This is a genomic window from Nocardia sp. NPDC057227, assembly GCF_042669725.1.
GTDB lineage: Bacteria > Actinomycetota > Actinomycetes > Mycobacteriales > Mycobacteriaceae > Nocardia > Nocardia asteroides_A.
This window is the reverse complement of record NZ_JBHUXA010000009.1, coordinates 88,054-103,751: the sequence shown is the minus strand read 5'-3', so window position 1 is coordinate 103,751 and position 15,698 is coordinate 88,054. Positions and strand designations below refer to the sequence as shown.

13 protein-coding genes and 1 tRNA gene are annotated in these 15,698 nt (G+C 70.5%); 3 read left to right on the top strand and 11 right to left on the bottom strand.

Annotated features, from left to right (window positions below; all coding sequences use genetic code 11):
- Window positions 1-49 precede the first annotated feature (49 nt).
- The 7 genes from ACFUJ1_RS15155 to ACFUJ1_RS15125 all read right to left on the bottom strand — a co-directional run bounded on the left by ACFUJ1_RS15155 (window position 50) and on the right by ACFUJ1_RS15125 (window position 7,669).
- Complete coding sequence (locus tag ACFUJ1_RS15155) at window positions 50-1,045, bottom strand: neutral zinc metallopeptidase (protein ID WP_378645875.1); 996 nt, start codon at window positions 1,043-1,045, stop codon at window positions 50-52.
- A gap of 192 nt (window positions 1,046-1,237) precedes the next feature.
- Window positions 1,238-1,969 carry an ABC transporter ATP-binding protein gene (locus ACFUJ1_RS15150; protein ID WP_378645874.1) on the bottom strand — a complete coding sequence of 244 codons (732 nt, stop codon included), beginning with the start codon at window positions 1,967-1,969 and terminating at the stop codon, window positions 1,238-1,240.
- Complete coding sequence (locus ACFUJ1_RS15145) at window positions 1,969-2,937, bottom strand: ABC transporter ATP-binding protein (RefSeq protein ID WP_378645872.1); 969 nt, start codon at window positions 2,935-2,937, stop codon at window positions 1,969-1,971. The genes ACFUJ1_RS15150 and ACFUJ1_RS15145 overlap by 1 nt, the downstream gene beginning before the upstream one ends.
- Window positions 2,934-4,310, bottom strand: coding sequence for a branched-chain amino acid ABC transporter permease (locus ACFUJ1_RS15140; RefSeq protein WP_378646099.1), 1,377 nt, complete (start codon window positions 4,308-4,310; stop codon window positions 2,934-2,936). The genes ACFUJ1_RS15145 and ACFUJ1_RS15140 overlap by 4 nt, the downstream gene beginning before the upstream one ends.
- A gap of 92 nt (window positions 4,311-4,402) precedes the next feature.
- Window positions 4,403-5,440 (bottom strand): branched-chain amino acid ABC transporter permease, encoded by a 1,038-nt coding sequence (locus ACFUJ1_RS15135; protein WP_378645870.1) that lies wholly within the window; start codon window positions 5,438-5,440, stop codon window positions 4,403-4,405.
- A gap of 103 nt (window positions 5,441-5,543) precedes the next feature.
- Window positions 5,544-6,746: a branched-chain amino acid ABC transporter substrate-binding protein gene (locus ACFUJ1_RS15130; RefSeq protein WP_378646097.1), complete on the bottom strand. Its 1,203-nt coding sequence runs from the start codon at window positions 6,744-6,746 to the stop codon at window positions 5,544-5,546.
- Window positions 6,747-7,051: 305 nt separating this feature from the next.
- Window positions 7,052-7,669, bottom strand: a complete 618-nt coding sequence (locus tag ACFUJ1_RS15125; protein ID WP_378645868.1) for an ANTAR domain-containing response regulator — start codon at window positions 7,667-7,669, stop codon at window positions 7,052-7,054.
- A gap of 144 nt (window positions 7,670-7,813) precedes the next feature.
- Between ACFUJ1_RS15125 and ACFUJ1_RS15120 the strand changes: the two genes are divergently transcribed.
- A tRNA-Leu gene (locus ACFUJ1_RS15120) sits at window positions 7,814-7,900 on the top strand.
- 81 nt (window positions 7,901-7,981) lie between these two features.
- On the opposite strand, the gene ACFUJ1_RS15115 is transcribed toward ACFUJ1_RS15120, so the two are convergent.
- Complete coding sequence (locus ACFUJ1_RS15115) at window positions 7,982-9,583, bottom strand: acyl-CoA dehydrogenase family protein (protein WP_378645866.1); 1,602 nt, start codon at window positions 9,581-9,583, stop codon at window positions 7,982-7,984.
- A gap of 745 nt (window positions 9,584-10,328) precedes the next feature.
- Window positions 10,329-11,603 (bottom strand): cytochrome P450, encoded by a 1,275-nt coding sequence (locus ACFUJ1_RS15110; protein ID WP_378645865.1) that lies wholly within the window; start codon window positions 11,601-11,603, stop codon window positions 10,329-10,331.
- Window positions 11,604-12,084: 481 nt separating this feature from the next.
- On the opposite strand from ACFUJ1_RS15110, the gene ACFUJ1_RS15105 reads away from it, so the two are divergent.
- Together ACFUJ1_RS15105 and ACFUJ1_RS15100 are read left to right on the top strand one after the other, a co-directional pair.
- Complete coding sequence (locus ACFUJ1_RS15105; protein WP_378645863.1) at window positions 12,085-12,702, top strand: low molecular weight phosphatase family protein; 618 nt, start codon at window positions 12,085-12,087, stop codon at window positions 12,700-12,702.
- 173 nt (window positions 12,703-12,875) lie between these two features.
- The gene (locus ACFUJ1_RS15100; protein ID WP_378645862.1) at window positions 12,876-13,289 is read left to right on the top strand and encodes a hypothetical protein; all 414 of its coding nucleotides are present in this window, start codon (window positions 12,876-12,878) and stop codon (window positions 13,287-13,289) included.
- Between the two features lie 19 nt (window positions 13,290-13,308).
- Here the strand turns inward: ACFUJ1_RS15100 and ACFUJ1_RS15095 are convergent, their stop codons facing one another.
- Window positions 13,309-14,208: an acyl-CoA thioesterase gene (locus tag ACFUJ1_RS15095; RefSeq protein WP_378645860.1), complete on the bottom strand. Its 900-nt coding sequence runs from the start codon at window positions 14,206-14,208 to the stop codon at window positions 13,309-13,311.
- A 52-nt stretch (window positions 14,209-14,260) separates the two neighbouring features.
- On the bottom strand, window positions 14,261-15,679 hold the full coding sequence (gene pyk, locus ACFUJ1_RS15090) for a pyruvate kinase (RefSeq protein ID WP_378645859.1): 1,419 nt from the start codon (window positions 15,677-15,679) through the stop codon (window positions 14,261-14,263).
- Between the last annotated feature and the right edge of the window lie 19 nt (window positions 15,680-15,698).

The window sequence follows — 15,698 nt, the reverse complement described above, 5'->3', positions numbered from 1 at the left end:
ACCGTGAGTCTAGGGACCGCCTCCGACATCCGGGACGGGACCGCGCGGCTCAGCCGACGTGCGACGCGGCCGCGTACCAGCTGTTGCACTCCCAGGTGTCGCCGGTGTCCGAACCCCAGCGCCACCAGCCCCACACCGACTCCTGGCTGCCGAGCAGCCGCGGCTCACCGGGCCGGTCGCCGCTCGCCCGGACGGCGCTCGCGGCCTCCTCCCAGGTGCGCCGGTCGATGTCGCCGCGGCCGTGGTTGGTGCCGAGGAACATGCCGGAGAAGCACCACGCCTGCAGGTCGAGCCTGCGGCTCTGCTCCTGGCCGCGCTCGGAGCTCCAGCCCGCGGCGGTGCGCGCGTCGGTGTAGGCGCGCAGCACGCCGATGAGCTGCTGCACGTGGTGGCCGTACTCGTGCCCGAGCGCGGCCAGCTGGGTGCCGCGCCGGGACCCGGCGCCGAGCGGCTGGAGGGCAGCGGCGGGGACGACGATGCTCTCCTCGGCCGGACAGTAGAACGGCCGGTCCGCCGGGCCGGGCAGCCGGTCCGGGCACGCGCTCCTCGCCCCGGCGGCGGGCAGCTCCAGCCGCGGCGGGCGGAAGGGAAGCCCGGCATTGCGCAGCGTCACCGACCAGCTGTCGTCCAGGCAGTCCAGCGTCGCGCGCAGGAACGCCTCGGCGCCGCGCGGCTCGTCGTGCCAGGGCGGCAGCTCGCAGCTGATCCTGGCCAGCCCGGCGTGCCTGGCCAGCAGCGGGTGGTCGGCGAGCGCGAAGACCGGGCGCGGGTCGGGGGCACCGGGCCCCGCGCGCAGCGGCACCCCGGCCAGCGGCAGCTCGGCCACCGGCGGCGCGTCGTCACCGGCCGGGCGGCCCGCCTCGTCGAGCAGCCCCGCGAAGCCGGGGCCTGCCGGGACACCGCGCGCCGCGCGCAGCTCGGTCGGCGGCTCGACGGTCCGGTGCGCGGGCCGGGAGACCCCGGCGGCCAGCACCAGCCCGATCACCGCCGCACCCGCCGCGAGGGCGATCAACCGGCGCGGCCGGCTCCACCACGGCCCGCTCATCGTTCCCCCTCGCTCCGCGGTGGCACCGGCGCCGTTGCCCGCACCACCGGCTCCATGGAAGCGGAGCGCCGTGCGCACCGCAAGCGCCTCCGGAGCGGCCACCGCGGCCCCGCGCACCGCGCGCCGCCGCCCGGCGCGGCGGAAACCCCTGCTAAGCAGGCACTTCCACCGCGCGGCTGCGGCGGACCCGGCTCAGCCGACGCCGAGGTACGCCGATTTCACGGCGGGATCGGTGAGCAGCTCGCGGCCGCCACCGGTCTTGGTCACCGCACCGGTCTCCAGGATGTAGGCGCGGGTGCTGCGCGCGAGCGCCTGCTGCGCGTTCTGCTCGACCAGCAGCACCGTCGTCCCCTCGGCGTTGATCTGCCCGATGATCCGGAAGATCTGCTGGATCACCATGGGCGCCAGCCCCATCGACGGCTCGTCCAGCAGCAGCAGCCGCGGCCGCGCCATCAGCGAGCGGCCGATGGCGAGCATCTGCTGCTCGCCGCCGGAGAGCGTGCCGCCGACCTGCTTGCGCCGCTCGGCCAGCCGCGGGAAGAGCTCGAAGACCCAGTCCAGGGTCTTCGCGTACTCGGCCTTCTCCTTGAAGGGCCGGGCGTAGCAGCCCATCTCGAGGTTCTCGACCACCGTCATGCCGGGGAAGACGCCGCGGCCCTCCGGCGCCTGGATGAGCCCGCGGCCAACCCGCTCGTGCGCCTTGACGTGCGTGATGTCCTCGCCGGCGAAGACCACCCGGCCGCCGGTGAGCGGCAGCAGCCCGGAGAGCGCGCGCATGGTGGTGGTCTTGCCCGCGCCGTTGGCGCCGAGCAGTGTCACCAGCTCACCCTGCCTGACCTGCAGCGAGACCCCGTGCAGCGCCTGGATCCTGCCGTAGTTCACCACCATGTCGGTGACTTCGAGCAGCACGTCCGTTTCAGCCATCACTGCCCCTGTTCTTCGTCGTCGGGCACGCCGAGGTAGGCGGCGATCACGTCCGGGTTCTCCCGGATCTCGGCGGGCAGCCCGTCGGCGATCTTGCGGCCGAACTCCAGCACCACGATCCGGTCGGTCACGCCCATGACCAGCCGCATGTCGTGCTCGATGAGCAGCACGGTGAAGCCGTCGTCGCGGATCTTGCGGATCAGCTCCATGAGCGCCGACTTCTCGCTCGGGTTGAACCCGGCGGCCGGCTCGTCCAGGCAGAGCAGCTTCGGCTCGGTGGCGAGCGCGCGGGCGATCTCCAGCCTGCGCTGGTCGCCGTAGGAGAGGTTGCGCGCCTTCTCCACCGCCCGCGGCGCGATGCCGACGAACTCCAGCAGCGCCATGCCGCGCTCGATGGCGTCGCGCTCCTCGCGGCGGTGCCGCGGGGTGCGGAAGATCGCGCCGGGCACCGAGGTCTTGTGCCTGGCGTCGGTGCCGACCACCACGTTCTCCAGCGCGGTCATCTCGCCGAAGAGCCGGATGTTCTGGAAGGTGCGCGCGATGCCGAGCCGGGTGATGGCGTTGCGCTTGGTCTTGGTGAGCGGCTTGCCGTCGAAGTACACCGTGCCCGAGGTCGGCCGGTACACCCCGCTGATGGCGTTGAAGCAGGTGGTCTTGCCCGCGCCGTTCGGCCCGATCAACCCGAGGATCTCGCCGCGGCGGATCTCGAAGTCGACGCTGTCCAGCGCGGTCAGCCCGCCGAACTTCACGGTCAGCCCGTCGGTGCGCAGCAGCGCCGCCCCGACCGGGGTGTCGATCGTCCGGCTCGGCGCCACCACCTCGGCGACCGCGTCGGGGTCGGCGAGCACCGGAAGCACCGCCGTCACCTCGACGTCGCCCGCGTACTCCACCGGCTCCGGCGGCTTGCGGTAGCCCGCGGACATGTCCTCGTTGTCGAACAGCGCGTCACCCGCACCGGGCCCGGTCATGCCCGTTCTCCGTTCGGTCCGGCGGCCGGTCTGCGGACCGCCTGGTAGATCTGGCGGCCGTAGGTGAGCAGCTTCTGCCGCGCCGGGAAGAGCCCCTGCGGCCGGAAGATCATCAGCACCACCAGCGTGATGCCGAAGAAGAGGTACTTGAAGTCGCCCAGCGACTGCGCGCCCTGCTGCTGGAGCACCAGCGTATTGCCGAGCACGGCGAACAGCCCGATCAGCACCGCGATCGAGCCGAAGACGTAGCCGTACCGCACCCCCGTCGACTCCTGGTGCCGCGCCCACTTCCGCCACCCGACGACGGCCGCGATCAGCACGACGATCGTGAGCGCGAGCAGCGCGTAGCCGGTGGCGCTCTGCTCCACCAGCTGCACCGACATCAGCCGGTTCGGCAGCCAGACGATGATGAAGGCGCCGACGATCACGCCGAGCTTGTTGCCCTGCCCGCCGATCACCACCGCGCAGAGGAAGAGCATCGAGTTGATGATGTTGAAGCCGGTCGGGTTGATGAACTGCACCTGGCCCGCGTAGAGCGCGCCGGAGAGCCCGCCGATGGCGGCGCCGATCATGAAGGCCCAGAGCTTGAACTTGAAGGCGGGCACCCCCATGACCTCGGCGGCGTCCTCGTCCTCGCGGATCGCCACCCAGGCGCGGCCGACCCGGCTGCGCTCCAGGTTGCCGACGATCAGCAGCACGATGATCACCAGGACCATGCCGATCCAGAACCACCAGACCCCGGAGTTCGCCTTGTCCAGCAGGTTCGACGAGTTCGGGTCGCCGACATTGCCCGAGGAGAAGTAGCCGTTCGGCTGCTCCGCCGACTCGCCGACCCGCGGGTAGGCGATCCCGGAGAGGCCGAGGCTGCCGTTGGTGACGTCGCCGAGGTTGTCGGCGAGCAGCCGGACGATCTCGCCGAAGCCGAGCGTCACGATGGCCAGGTAGTCGCCGCGCAGCCGGAGCGTGGGCGAGCCGAGGATCAGCCCGGACATCGCGGTCACCGCGACCGCGATCGGCACGCAGGCCAGCCAGGCCCAGTCCTCGTTCAGCCAGCCGCCATCGGTCTGGTTCCACGGGCTGTTCGGGCTGGTCAGCAGCCCGACGGTGTAGGCGCCGACGGCGTAGAAGCCGACGTAGCCGAGGTCGAGCAGCCCGGCCTGGCCGACTACGACGTTGAGCCCGATGGCGATCAGCGCGTACATGGCGAACTGCGCCATGACCCCGCCGAAGCTGGTGCCCGGCGTGTTCAGGAAGGGCGGCGGGAAGAGCGGGAGCAGCGCGAGCACGATCAGCGCGGGCACGCCGACGGCCCACTGGGCGGGCCGGGAGAGCCCCGCCCACCAGGAGCGCAGTGCGTCGCCGACGCCGTGCATCTGGCGCGCGGGCGGTGTGGGCGCGGGCGAGCGGTCCTTCGGCGGCGCGGCCTGCTGGATCGGCAGGCGCTGCGTCGCCGGATCGTGGTCGGTCATACCCGTGCCTTCCCGAGACTCTCACCGAGGATGCCGGTCGGCCGGAACATCAGCACCAGCACCAGCACCACGAAGGCGACCACGTCGCGCCACTCGGTGCCGAAGAGGATCTGGCCGTAGTTCTCCGCGAGGCCGAGCAGCAACCCGCCGAGCAGCGCGCCGCGCAGGTTGCCGATGCCGCCGAGCACCGCGGCGCTGAACGCCTTGATGCCGAGCACGAAACCGCCGGAGTAGATGATGCCGTTCGGGATCTTGAGCGCGTAGAGCAGCGCGGCGGCGCCGGCGAGGAGGCCGCCGATCAGGAAGGTCAGCATGATGACGCGCTCCCGGGAGACGCCCATCAGGGTCGCGGTGTCCGGGTCCTGCGCGACCGCGCGGATGCCGCGGCCGAACTTGGTCCGGTTGATCACGATCTCGGTCGCGATCGCCAGGATCACGGCGGCGGCGATGATCACCAGCGTCACGTTGGTGACGTCGGCGCCGCCGAAGCTGAACTGCACCTTCGGCTCGACCAGCATGATCGGCTGCTGGGCATTGGTGCCGCCCAGCCCCGGCCAGATCTCCGGGAGCACGAAGTGCACGAACTCCTGCAGCACGAAGGACATGCCGATCGCGGTGATCAGGAAGATCAGCGGTTTGGCGCCGCGCCTGCGCAGCGGCCGGTAGGCCACCCGCTCCAGCCCCACCGCGGCGGCGCCGGAGACCGCCATGCCGAAGAGCATCGCCAGCCCCAGGTAGGTGACGGTGAGCAGGATGCCCTGCGAGTAGACGTCACCGCTCGGCCCGAAGCCGAGCAGCATGAGCCCGATGTACTGCCCGAACAGCCCGAGCATGAAGACCTCGGAGTGCGCGAAGTTGATCAGCCGCAGCACGCCGTAGACCAGCGTGTAGCCGACGGCTACCAGCGCGTAGATCGCGCCGTAGGACAGCCCGTCGACGGTCAGCCGCCAGAACTGGTCGATCACGCCCTCGTAGTTGAAGTCGATCGACCCGTCGGCGAGGGAGGCCGCGCCGAGCAGAGTTGATGTCGTCATTCGTAGTTCGCCCTCATCTTCACCCGCACGGATTCGGCCCCGGACGAAACGGCACGTACGCCCCCCGGCAGGGTTCGCACGTGCCGTTTCGCCGGTCGTCCGGCTACTTGACCTCGTAGATCCAGATCAGCGCGTTGGACAGTTCACCGTTCGGATTCCACTTGTACTGGCGGGCCAGGCCGGCGCCGTCGTACGTCTTCACGTAGTCGAGCAGGGCGGGCCTGGTGACCGCGCCGCCGTCGATGCCCTTGGCCAGGATCGTGGTCAGGTCGTAGGCCTCGACCGAGTACACGCCGGGCGCCTGGCCGTTCAGCGCCTCGTACTCCTTGGCGAAGGTCTCCGGCGCCGGGCCGCACGGGCAGGAGAGCACCGCACCCTTGGCCGAGCTGCCCGCCTGCGCGACGAACTGCGGGTCGTTGGTGCCGTCCGCGGAGACGAAGACCGCGTCCACGCCGCCCGACTTCAGCTGCTGGGCCAGCGGGGCGCCCTCGGAGTAGTAGCCCGAGTAGAAGATGGCGTCCGGCTTCGCGGCCGAGATCTGGGTGACGGTGGCCGAGAAGTCCTTGTCGCCCTTCTTGATGCTGGCGGCGCAGGCCGGGTCGGCCGCGGCGCCGAGGCCGGCGGTGATGCTCTTGGCCAGGCCGGTGCCGTAGTCGGTGTTGTCCTGCACGACGCAGACCTTCTTGTACCCGGCGGTGTTCACCAGGTAGTTCGCCACCGAGGGGCCCTGCACGTCGTCGTTGGCCAGACCGCGGAAGAAGGTCTGCCAGCCGTTCGCGGTGAGCGTGGCATTGGTCGCCGACGAGGTGACCGAGACCAGCCCGGCGTCGCTGAGGATCTGGCCGGTCGCCTTGGTCTCGCCGGAGAAGGCCGGGCCGACCAGGCCGATCACCGACGGATCGTTGACGACCTGCGGGATCACCTGGGACGCCTTCTGCGGGTCGCCCTCGGTGTCGAACTGCTTGAGCGCGATCTGGCAGCCCGGATTGGCCTTGTTGTGCTTGTCCAGCGCGAGCTTCACGCCGTTGACGATGTTGATGCCGAGCGCCGCGTCCGGGCCGGTGAGCGCGCCCGCCATGGCGATCGAGGTGCCCGCCGGGCAGGTGGCGCCGCCGGCACCCGCCGGATCGGCCGCCGTGGCCGCGTCCGCCTTCGGGACCTCCTTGCCCTGTGCGTCGACCTGCAGCACGGGCTGGATCGACAACCCGCCCGCACCCGCGGTACCGGACGAATCCGAACCGTCGCTCGTCGACTTGTCGCCACATCCGGTCAGCACCAGCGCGGCGACGGCACCGAGTGCCAGCACGCCGCGCGTGGAGCGCCTTCGCCATGTCGAACTCAGCACGCGTCTCACCTCTACGTTCCTGTGTTCCCCCGGTCGGACCGGGGAGGCCGACCGCGCCAGCCCGGTCAGAAACATAGCGTCGGTACGATGGATCCGCATCACAATCGCTCCATGAAGACGACTTCGTGTCGAATTGTTCTCGCAGTTCACGTTTCCGGCAGGTAAAATTTCCGGCCGCGACGGCGGCATTTGTCCGCCACGATTCCGCGGACGCGTCGCTCAGCCCCCTGACACGCGTTCCGCCGGTATCGAAAATGCCGCGCAGATCACTGCGGCGCGAGATTCTCCAACACGACCTCCGCGACCGCCTTCATGGTGGTGCGCCGATCCATCGCGGTGCGCTGGATCCACTTGAACGCCTGCGGCTCGGAGAGCCCCTGGGTCTGCATCAGCACGCCCTTGGCGCGCTCGACGAGTTTGCGGGTCTCCAGCCGCTCGGAGAGGTTCGCCACCTCGCTCTCCAGCGCGGTGATCTCGTGGAAGCGGCTCGCCGCCAGCTCGATGGCCGGAACCAGGTCGGACTTCGTGAACGGCTTCACCAGGTAGGCCATCGCCCCCGCGTCGCGCGCCCGCTCCACCAGGTCGCGCTGGCTGAATGCGGTCAGGATCACCACCGGCGCAACGCGTTTCGACGCGATCTCGGCGGCGGCGTCGATCCCGTCCCGGCGCGGCATCTTGACGTCCATGATCACCAGATCGGGTTTCTGCTCCACCGCGAGGTCGACCGCCTGCTGCCCGTCACCGGCCTCGCCGACCACCTCGTAGCCCTCTTCGGTGAGCATCTCGACCAGGTCCATCCTGATGAGCGTCTCGTCCTCGGCGACGACGACACGCTTCGCACCGGTGTCCCGCGACGGGCCGGCGCCCCCTGCTGTACTGCTCATTGGTAGACCCCTCTGGTTCCGCATGCGAGTGCTGTAGAGAGTACCGTTCAGCTCGCCGGACAACCCATATACCCTGCGCGAACCCCGCCGCGCCCCGCCGTTTCGCGGCCGGGGGCGCCCAGCGGCTATAGTCGCTTCCGGTGCGCCGGGTTGGCGGAACTGGCAGACGCGACGGTCTCAAAAACCGTTGCCCGAAAGGGCGTGTGGGTTCGAGTCCCACACTCGGCACCAACGGGGCCCGGAATTTCGAATTCGGCCGTGCGGGAATGAATAGGCGGGGCCGCCGGGAATGGAACGGCCCCGCACGCTCCGCTACGCGGCGGGCGCCTCGCCGACCTCACCGAACGAGGTGTCACTCCACCCGATCCGGTCCTGCCATGCCTTGCGGTAGTCCGGCGCGAACACCGGGCCGTCCAGCCCGACGATCAGGAACGCGCCGACCAATTCCTCGAGGTGCCCGGCCAGCACGGCGTGGTGCCCAGCGAGTTCGGCATCGATCCGCACCGCCAGCTCGGGCGGCAGCTGCTGGTTGGCGGCATACCAGAAGGCGTCGGCCTTGACGGTCTCCAGGGCGTAGATCGCCGCCGCCGACTCGAGCAGCGCCTTCGCGACCGGGTCGGCAGTGCCATCGGCGGCGGCGAGCAGCGCGGTGGTCGCCTGCACGGCGCCGGTCGCCTCGGCGAGTTCGATCGCGATCGAGTCGATGGCGTCGGCAGCCGTACCCGGCGCGCCGCGGCGCAGCAGCTCGACCCGGTCCGCGGTCATCTCCTGCCGCCTGGTCAGCAGCGGGTGGTACCAGGGCAGCTCGGCGGGGAGCTCGGGCAGCCGCAGCGCGGTCAGCGCCCTCCCCGCCTTCCCCGCGGTCACGAGCATGATCTGGTTCTCACCCTCGGCGGTGTAGATCGCCTGGGTGTTGCCGATCCAGTCCGCCACGTGGTTGACGCGCAGCGCCCCCTGGGCGGCCATCCGCTGCCGCACCATGGTCAGCGTCTGCTGGGCGGTGAACGACAGCAGCGGCTTGGCCAGCATCGACCACAGCCGCTGGTCGGCCTCGTCGGCGTCGGCGGTCGCGCGCAGGTCGCGCAGCCGCCTGCCGAGCACGCTGGTGGCGTAGACGGCGGCGAGGTGCGAGATCAGCTCGCTGCGCACCGGGTGGCGGTCGGCCATCGGCGTGCTGTGCGCGGGCCTGCGCTGCTGGACGTAGTTGACCAGGCCGGTGAGCGCGGCGCGGGCGCTCGCGATGGAGGCGTTGGCGAGGTCGAGCCTGCCGTTGCCCAGTGCGGAGACCGCGGCGTGGAATCGCTTGTGCACCGGCAGATCGCAGTCGAATCCGGTGTCGGTCATCCGCCCCCAGTCCCCGCTCAGCAGAGCGTCGGCCGGCAGCCACACCCGCCGGAAGCGGAAGACGGCGTGGTCCATGGGCGCGCTGTCCTTGTCCGGCAGCGTCTCGACATCGACGCCGTCGATGAGCCCCTCGTCGGTCCGCAGCCGCACCAGGAAGGGAAGCACCCCCTCGTCGCGGCCGTCGACCAGCAGCCGCGCGGTCACGACCACCGTCTTCGGCACGCCCGGGTCGGCGATATTCGGCATGAACTTTGCGAACTCGAAAGACGGTGTGGTGAGCCAGAACCCGTTCCGCGCGCGATCGTAGTCGGCGATCGTCCCTTGATTGGCGCCATTGGTGCCGCCGAACTCCGTCAATGCCAGCACGCCGAGCGAGTCGCCGTTGTCCAATTCGGCCAGGCATTCCCGCTGGTAGTCGGAGCCGTTGCCCAGCGCGAGAATTCCCCCCACCGCCAGGTCGAGATCCCCGGTCAGCACGAGCAGGAGCCGCGGCGCGGCGATCTGCGCCCAATCGCAGAGCGCGCCGCGCAGCTGCGCGTCGAGCGCGAGATCACTTGCCGTGCAGCCCAACCCGGAGAATGCCGCGCGAAGCAGATCGGGCGCCGCTGCCGCCTGCTCGGAATAGGTACGCCCCGATCGCGGAACATCCCCGAGTCCTAGTACGATATCGCGCACACGGATATGGAGCGCAGCGTGATCGCCGAAAATTGCCGATCGCAGCGCGTGGCCGATCGAATCGGGCTCGGGAACGTCGGAGGGAGAATACTGGTCCGATAGGTCGACTGACATGTGCACACCCCTGATGCCATCGGGCCCGCGCGTCACCGCGGCCGCATCCGCGGATGCGGGCCCCTGTTGCGAAACCTTGTGTCTGCTGTCACTGTGGTGCCGATCGATGTCGGCGCAGCAGTAGCCGTTCCGAAGCGCGTCTGTGCCACTTCGGAATCGGAATCGGGAGAGACGGGTTCCGGCACCCGCCGGCAACGGGCTCGGGTGAGCCGATCAGCACCGTCGGCGAACCGCGTTCATCGCAGCCGTCGAAGCCACACTCTGTGCTCTGCTGTGCGCGGAATAGCGCTCTCCGGGAAAGACTCGTCGCGCTGTGCCCGGGATCCCCCTTCCCCACCCCCAATGCTTTTCCCCTGCCGCCGTTCAGGCGGCCGAGGCCCCGGAATGCATTCTATGGCACGAAGTGCCCACTCGCACCGCGATGCTGTCGCGCCGCAGGTGGCGGCGCTGAAAGCGCCGCTCCGTCGGCCGTTTTCCCGGCGGTGTGCGCCCGGCCGGCGGTAGCCGGGCGCACCCGCCGACGGGCCTACCGGCCGAAGTCCAGCGGCAGTGGCTGGGTCGGCGGAAAGTCCACCGGCAGAGTCTCCAGTGCGCGGTGGAACGGTCCGGGCCGCCACACCAGCCGCGATTCGTGCACCGCGAGGGCGATCTCCGGCAGCACATCGAGCAGCTGGTCGATCGCCTCGTGCGCGATCAGGAGCGCGTTCGTCTGGGCCCTGGCGGGGCACTCGTGCACGCCGCCACCGTAGGCCAGGTCGATCTCGTGGTAGCCGCGGTCGTCGCCCTGCAGGTTCTCCGGGTCGTTGTTGCACGCGGTCATGCCGATGATCACCGGTTCGTTCGCGCGCAGCCAGTACCCGCCGACCAGGATCGGCTGCGCCGGGTAGCTCAGGCAGTAGTGCGCGATCGGCGGGTTCTCCCTGAGGGTGAGCCGGATCGCGGCCGGGGTCAGCGGCGCCGCGCCGTAGGCCGCCTCCGTCCACCGCGGGTCGGTGAGCATCAGCAGCAGGGTGTTGACGATGAGGTTCGTCAGCGGCTCGATCGAGGCGGAGAAGAAGGTGACGAGCTGGTGGCACATCTCCTCGTCGTCGAGATTCACCGGGTGCTGGAGCAGGCGGGTGGTCACGTCGTCGCCGGGTTCGGCCCGCTTGAGCGCGACGAGCGCGAGCAGCGAGGCGTTGAGCGCCGCGTTCACCTCGCCACGGTCCTCGACGGAGTCGAAGAGCTTCGCGCTCGCGTCCGCGATCCGCCCGCTGATCTCCGGCGGGCAGCCGAGCATCTGGTTCACCACCGTGAATACGAGCGGGAGCACGTACTGGCTGATCAGGTCGGCGCTGCCGGCCGCGCAGAACTGGTTGATCATCGCGCCCGCGGTCTGCGCCACGGTGTCCCGGAGGCCGGCGAGGTCGACCCCGGCCAGCGCGTCCACCGTCGCCGCCCGGTACCTGGTGTGGTCGGCGCCGGTCGAGAACAGCGCGTTCGGGCGGTACTCGATCATCGGCAGGATCGACAGCCCCGGGTCGACGCCCTGCTGCCAGATCCGCGGGTCCGCCGGGAAGTGGTGCGGGTCGTTCAGGATCCGCCGCGCGGTGGCCCACCCGATCACCAGGGTCGCGCGGACTCCGGGCGCGAGTTCGACCGGCGCCATCGACCCGTAGGTCCGGCGCATCTCCGCGTAGGCCCGCTCGGGGTCGGCGGCGAAGGCCGCGTCATAGATCGGCACCGCAGGCAGCGACGCGATGTCGATGCCGGATTCGGTCACCGCGGTCTCGGGCGCGACCGTCTGTTGCTGGGACTGCACGTGTTCTCCTCATGGATGATGACCGGCGCGGGGCACGCCTGCCGCGCCGCAGGCGAGCCGCCTGCGGGAATCCCCGCGCTCCGGGTCGACTGCGTCTCATCGAGCCGGGAGCGACCGAGCTCCGCCGGGTCGCCGCGCGGACGGCGGTGCCATCGGCCCGCCCGACCGATTCGGCCCTGACACGTGCTTCTGCGCTCCTGTGCTCTGAACCCCGACATCACGCGGGCTGCCAAATTCGCTAGAGCATAACGGTTCTCCCGATACTCCGGGCAGGATGATACCCACCGATCGCGCTCTCCACAGCCCGTGCCGTCGAGCGCGCTTCACGCCCGGCGCCGCGGGCCCCCTGGCACGAACCCCGGGAGGTGTTCCCCGGGGGGCGTGTACGGTATCCGACCTGCGGATGAACACTTGCCGGGCGGGGTGTGATTTCCCGCTGCGCGGGGTCGTGACAGCGCTGTGACCTGCATACCGTTGTCGTATGCACGTCCTGTTCGTCTGCAATGCCAACGTCTGCCGTTCGGCGATCGCCGAGCGGCTCACGCGCGCCCTCGCGGTCGACTACGAATTGCCCCGGCTCACCGCGGAGAGCGCGGGGACCAGGGCGCTGGTCGGGTTTCCGGTGGAACCGCTGGCAGCGCAGACGATCTCCGGGCTCGGGGGTGATCCGGATGGGTTCCGGGCACGCAGGTTGACGCCGGAGATGGTGGATCGGGCGGATCTGATCCTGGCGATGACCGATCAGCTCCGGGATCAGGCGGGCGGGATGGGGTTCGGGGCGCAGGCGCGGAGCTTCACACTGCTGGAGGCGCGGCGGATCGCGAAGCTGACGGGGGCGCGGACGATCGGCGAATTGCATGCCGCGCGTAATGATCTGGCGTACGTGCACCGGGAGAACATCGCCGACCCGGTCGGGCTGTCGGCGCAGTCCTACTGCGAGGTGGGCGATCGGATCGCGGAGGCGGTGGTGCCGCTGCTGCTCGCGCTCGCGCCGTACGAGCAGGCGCGGCCGGTGGAGGAGGTCCAGCTGGGGCTGGTGATCCGCCCGCAGCCGCAGGCCCCGCTCTCGGCGTTCCTCGCCGCCAACCGCACCCGGTGACCGGCCGGCCGCGGCGACGGTGGCCGCCGCGCCCGCACCCGGCGGCACCGCGCACGCGCCGCGACGACCGCCGCTCCGGCGTGGTGCCGGTTCCACCCGAAGCCGCCGGCGCTACACTCCCCGCGGACGAGCCCTGCGCCGATTCCGGCGCGACCCGAGGACAGGAATCAGGCATGCCGAAGCGGATTTCGGATGTTTCGCTCCACGTCTACCTCACCCCCGAGACCCTCGACCACGTGGTGCGCGCGGTGCGCGACGAGGTCGACGCGCACCTGGCGGACCGGGAGGTCTTCGCCTGGCGCTTCACGCTGCCGGTCGACACCGACGACCCCCGCCACGCGGCCCTGGAAACCCGGTGGCGGACCGACAATCCGGACCGGGACCCGGGGGCGCGCGGCTGCTACGAGATCGCGCTGAGCCTCGTCGGCGCCCCGGCCGAGCTGACCGACGGCGATATCGCCGAGCTGGAGCACAAGCTGCTGCTCGCGCTCTACGCGACCCCTGGCGACGAGCCGGAGATCCCGTTCACGCTCTCCGCCTCACAGCGCACCGACCTCGACCTCGACACCGACCGCGAGCGGATCTAGGCCGCCGCGACAGCGGCAGCTAACTCTTCGGCCGACGCGGCGGGAAGTGCCGGATCACGCCCTCCTGCACGGTGGTCGCGAGCAGTTCGCCGGTGCGCGCGTAGAACCGCCCGGTGGCGAGCCCGCGCGACCCCGCCGCCACCGGTGACTCGGTGGCGTACAGCGTCCACTCGTCGAAGCGGAACGGCCGATGGAACCAGATCGAGTGGTTCACCGTCGCCGCGACGATCCGGTCCAGCCCCCAGGAGAGGCCGTGCGTGGTGATGATCGAATCCAGCACGGTGGTGTCCGAGGAGTAGCCGAGCGTCGCATTGTGCAGCAGCGGATCGTCCGGCAGCGTGCCGTCGGCCTTCATCCAGACCCGGTTGTGGTTGAGCTTCTCCCCGGTGCCCTTGAGGATCCAGGACGGGTCGTTGGTGTAGCGGAGGTCGATCGGCCGCGGGGCGTTCACGAACATCTCCAGCTTGTCCTCGAACCCGGCGAAGCTCTGCTCGATGCGCGGCAGGCTCTCCGGATCGGGCACGTCGGGGCGCTCGTGCGCGTGCTCCAGCCCGCGCCCCCACTCCTGGAACGCCGCGAGCATGACGAACAGCTCCTGGCCGTCCTGGCTCGCGGTGACCGTGCGGTTGGCGAAGGCGCGCCCGTCCCGATGCCGCTCGACGTGGTACTCGATCGGCTTCTTGACGTCGCCGCCGCGCACGAAGTGCGCGTTCACCGCGTGCACCGGGCGATCACCGACGGTGCGGCCCGCGGCGATGATGGCCTGCGAGACCAGCTGGCCGCCGAAGGTCCGGCTCCAGACCTTCGCCGGGTGCTGCCCGACGAAGACATCCCCCCCGACCTCCTCGAGGTCGAGGAGGCCGAGCAGCACGTCGAGATCGGTCCCGGCCCCGACAGCGCCGGGAACCGCCGGGGTCACGGCTGCGCACCGCCCGTCGCCGGGACGGACATGGCAGCGGATAGGTCACTCACTAATGGTCCTCCTCACCGATCCGGTGTACGTGGATCAGGTTAGTGGAACCGACGGTTCCGGGCGGGGACCCGGCCACGATGACCACCAGGTCACCCCGCTGGTAGCGGCCCAGGGTGAGCAGCGCGGTGTCCACCTGCTTGATCATGGCGTCGGTGCTGTGCACCGTCGGGACCAGGAACGTTTCCGTTCCCCAGGTGAGCGAGAGCTGGCTGCGCACCTCCGGGAGCGGGGTGAAGGCAAGCAGCGGCAGCGGGGTGTGCAGCCGCGCGAGACGGCGCACGGTGTCACCCGACTGGGTGAAGGCGACCAGCGCCTTGGCGTTCAGCCGCTCGCCGATGTCGCGCGCGGCGTAGGAGATGACGCCGCGCTTGGTACGCGGCACGTGGGTCAGCGGCGGCACCGTCGTCGACTCGGACTCCACCGCGTGCACGATCCGCGCCATGGTGCGCACGGTCTCGATCGGGTAGGCGCCGACCGAGGTCTCGCCGGAGAGCATGACCGCGTCCGCGCCGTCCAGCACCGCGTTGGCGACGTCCGAGGCCTCGGCCCTGGTCGGGCGGGAGTTCTCGATCATGGACTCCAGCATCTGGGTCGCCACGATCACCGGCTTGGCGTTCTCCCGCGCCATCTGGATGGCCCGCTTCTGCACCAGCGGCACCTGCTCCAGCGGCAGCTCGACGCCGAGGTCGCCGCGGGCGACCATGACGGCGTCGAAGGCGAGCACGACGGCCTCCAGGTTGTCGATGGCCTCCGGCTTCTCCAGCTTGCCGATCACCGGCACCCGGCGCCCGACCCGGTCCATGATGTCGTGCACCAGCTCGACGTCGGACGGCGAGCGCACGAAGGAGAGCGCGATGAAGTCGACGCCCAGCTCGAGGGCGAACTCGAGGTCGTCGATGTCCTTCTGGGAGAGCGCGGGCACCGAGACGTTCATGCCGGGCAGGGAAAGGCCCTTGTTGTTGGAGACCGGGCCGCCCTCGGTGACCCGGCAGACCACGTCGTTGCCATCGACCCCGGTGACGGTGAGCCCGACCTTGCCGTCGTCGACCAGCAGCCGGTCGCCCGCCTTGGCGTCCGAAGCGAGTTCCTTGTACGTGGTGGAGACCCGGTCGTGCGTGCCGTCGACCTCGTCGACGGTGATCCGCACCTCTTCCCCGGTGGCCCAGGTGGTGCGGCCCTCGGTGAATCGCCCGAGCCGGATCTTGGGCCCCTGTAGGTCGGCGAGGATGCCGACGGCGCGACCGGCGTGGTCGGAGGCCAGCCGCACCTTCTTGTAGTTCTCGGCGTGGTCCGCGTGCTCACCGTGGCTGAAGTTCAGCCGGGCAACGTCCATGCCGCTCTCGACGAGTTCGCGAATACGGTCCTCGGAGGCAGTGGCCGGTCCGAGAGTGCACACAATCTTCGTCCGTCGCATCACGGCGTCGAGACTAGTCCTG

Excerpts from the sequence above, each read along its gene's own strand:
- ACFUJ1_RS15145 (WP_378645872.1), bottom strand. The coding sequence starts at position 2,937 with ATGACCGGGCCCGGTGCGGGTGACGCGCTGTTCGACAACGAGGACATG.
- ACFUJ1_RS15150 (WP_378645874.1), bottom strand. The coding sequence starts at position 1,969 with ATGGCTGAAACGGACGTGCTGCTCGAAGTCACCGACATGGTGGTGAAC.
- ACFUJ1_RS15140 (WP_378646099.1), bottom strand. The coding sequence starts at position 4,310 with ATGCACGGCGTCGGCGACGCACTGCGCTCCTGGTGGGCGGGGCTCTCC.
- ACFUJ1_RS15125 (WP_378645868.1), bottom strand. The coding sequence starts at position 7,669 with ATGAGCAGTACAGCAGGGGGCGCCGGCCCGTCGCGGGACACCGGTGCG.
- ACFUJ1_RS15135 (WP_378645870.1), bottom strand. The coding sequence starts at position 5,440 with ATGACGACATCAACTCTGCTCGGCGCGGCCTCCCTCGCCGACGGGTCG.
- ACFUJ1_RS15105 (WP_378645863.1), top strand. The coding sequence starts at position 12,085 with ATGCACGTCCTGTTCGTCTGCAATGCCAACGTCTGCCGTTCGGCGATC.
- ACFUJ1_RS15100 (WP_378645862.1), top strand. The coding sequence starts at position 12,876 with ATGCCGAAGCGGATTTCGGATGTTTCGCTCCACGTCTACCTCACCCCC.
- ACFUJ1_RS15155 (WP_378645875.1), bottom strand. The coding sequence starts at position 1,045 with ATGAGCGGGCCGTGGTGGAGCCGGCCGCGCCGGTTGATCGCCCTCGCG.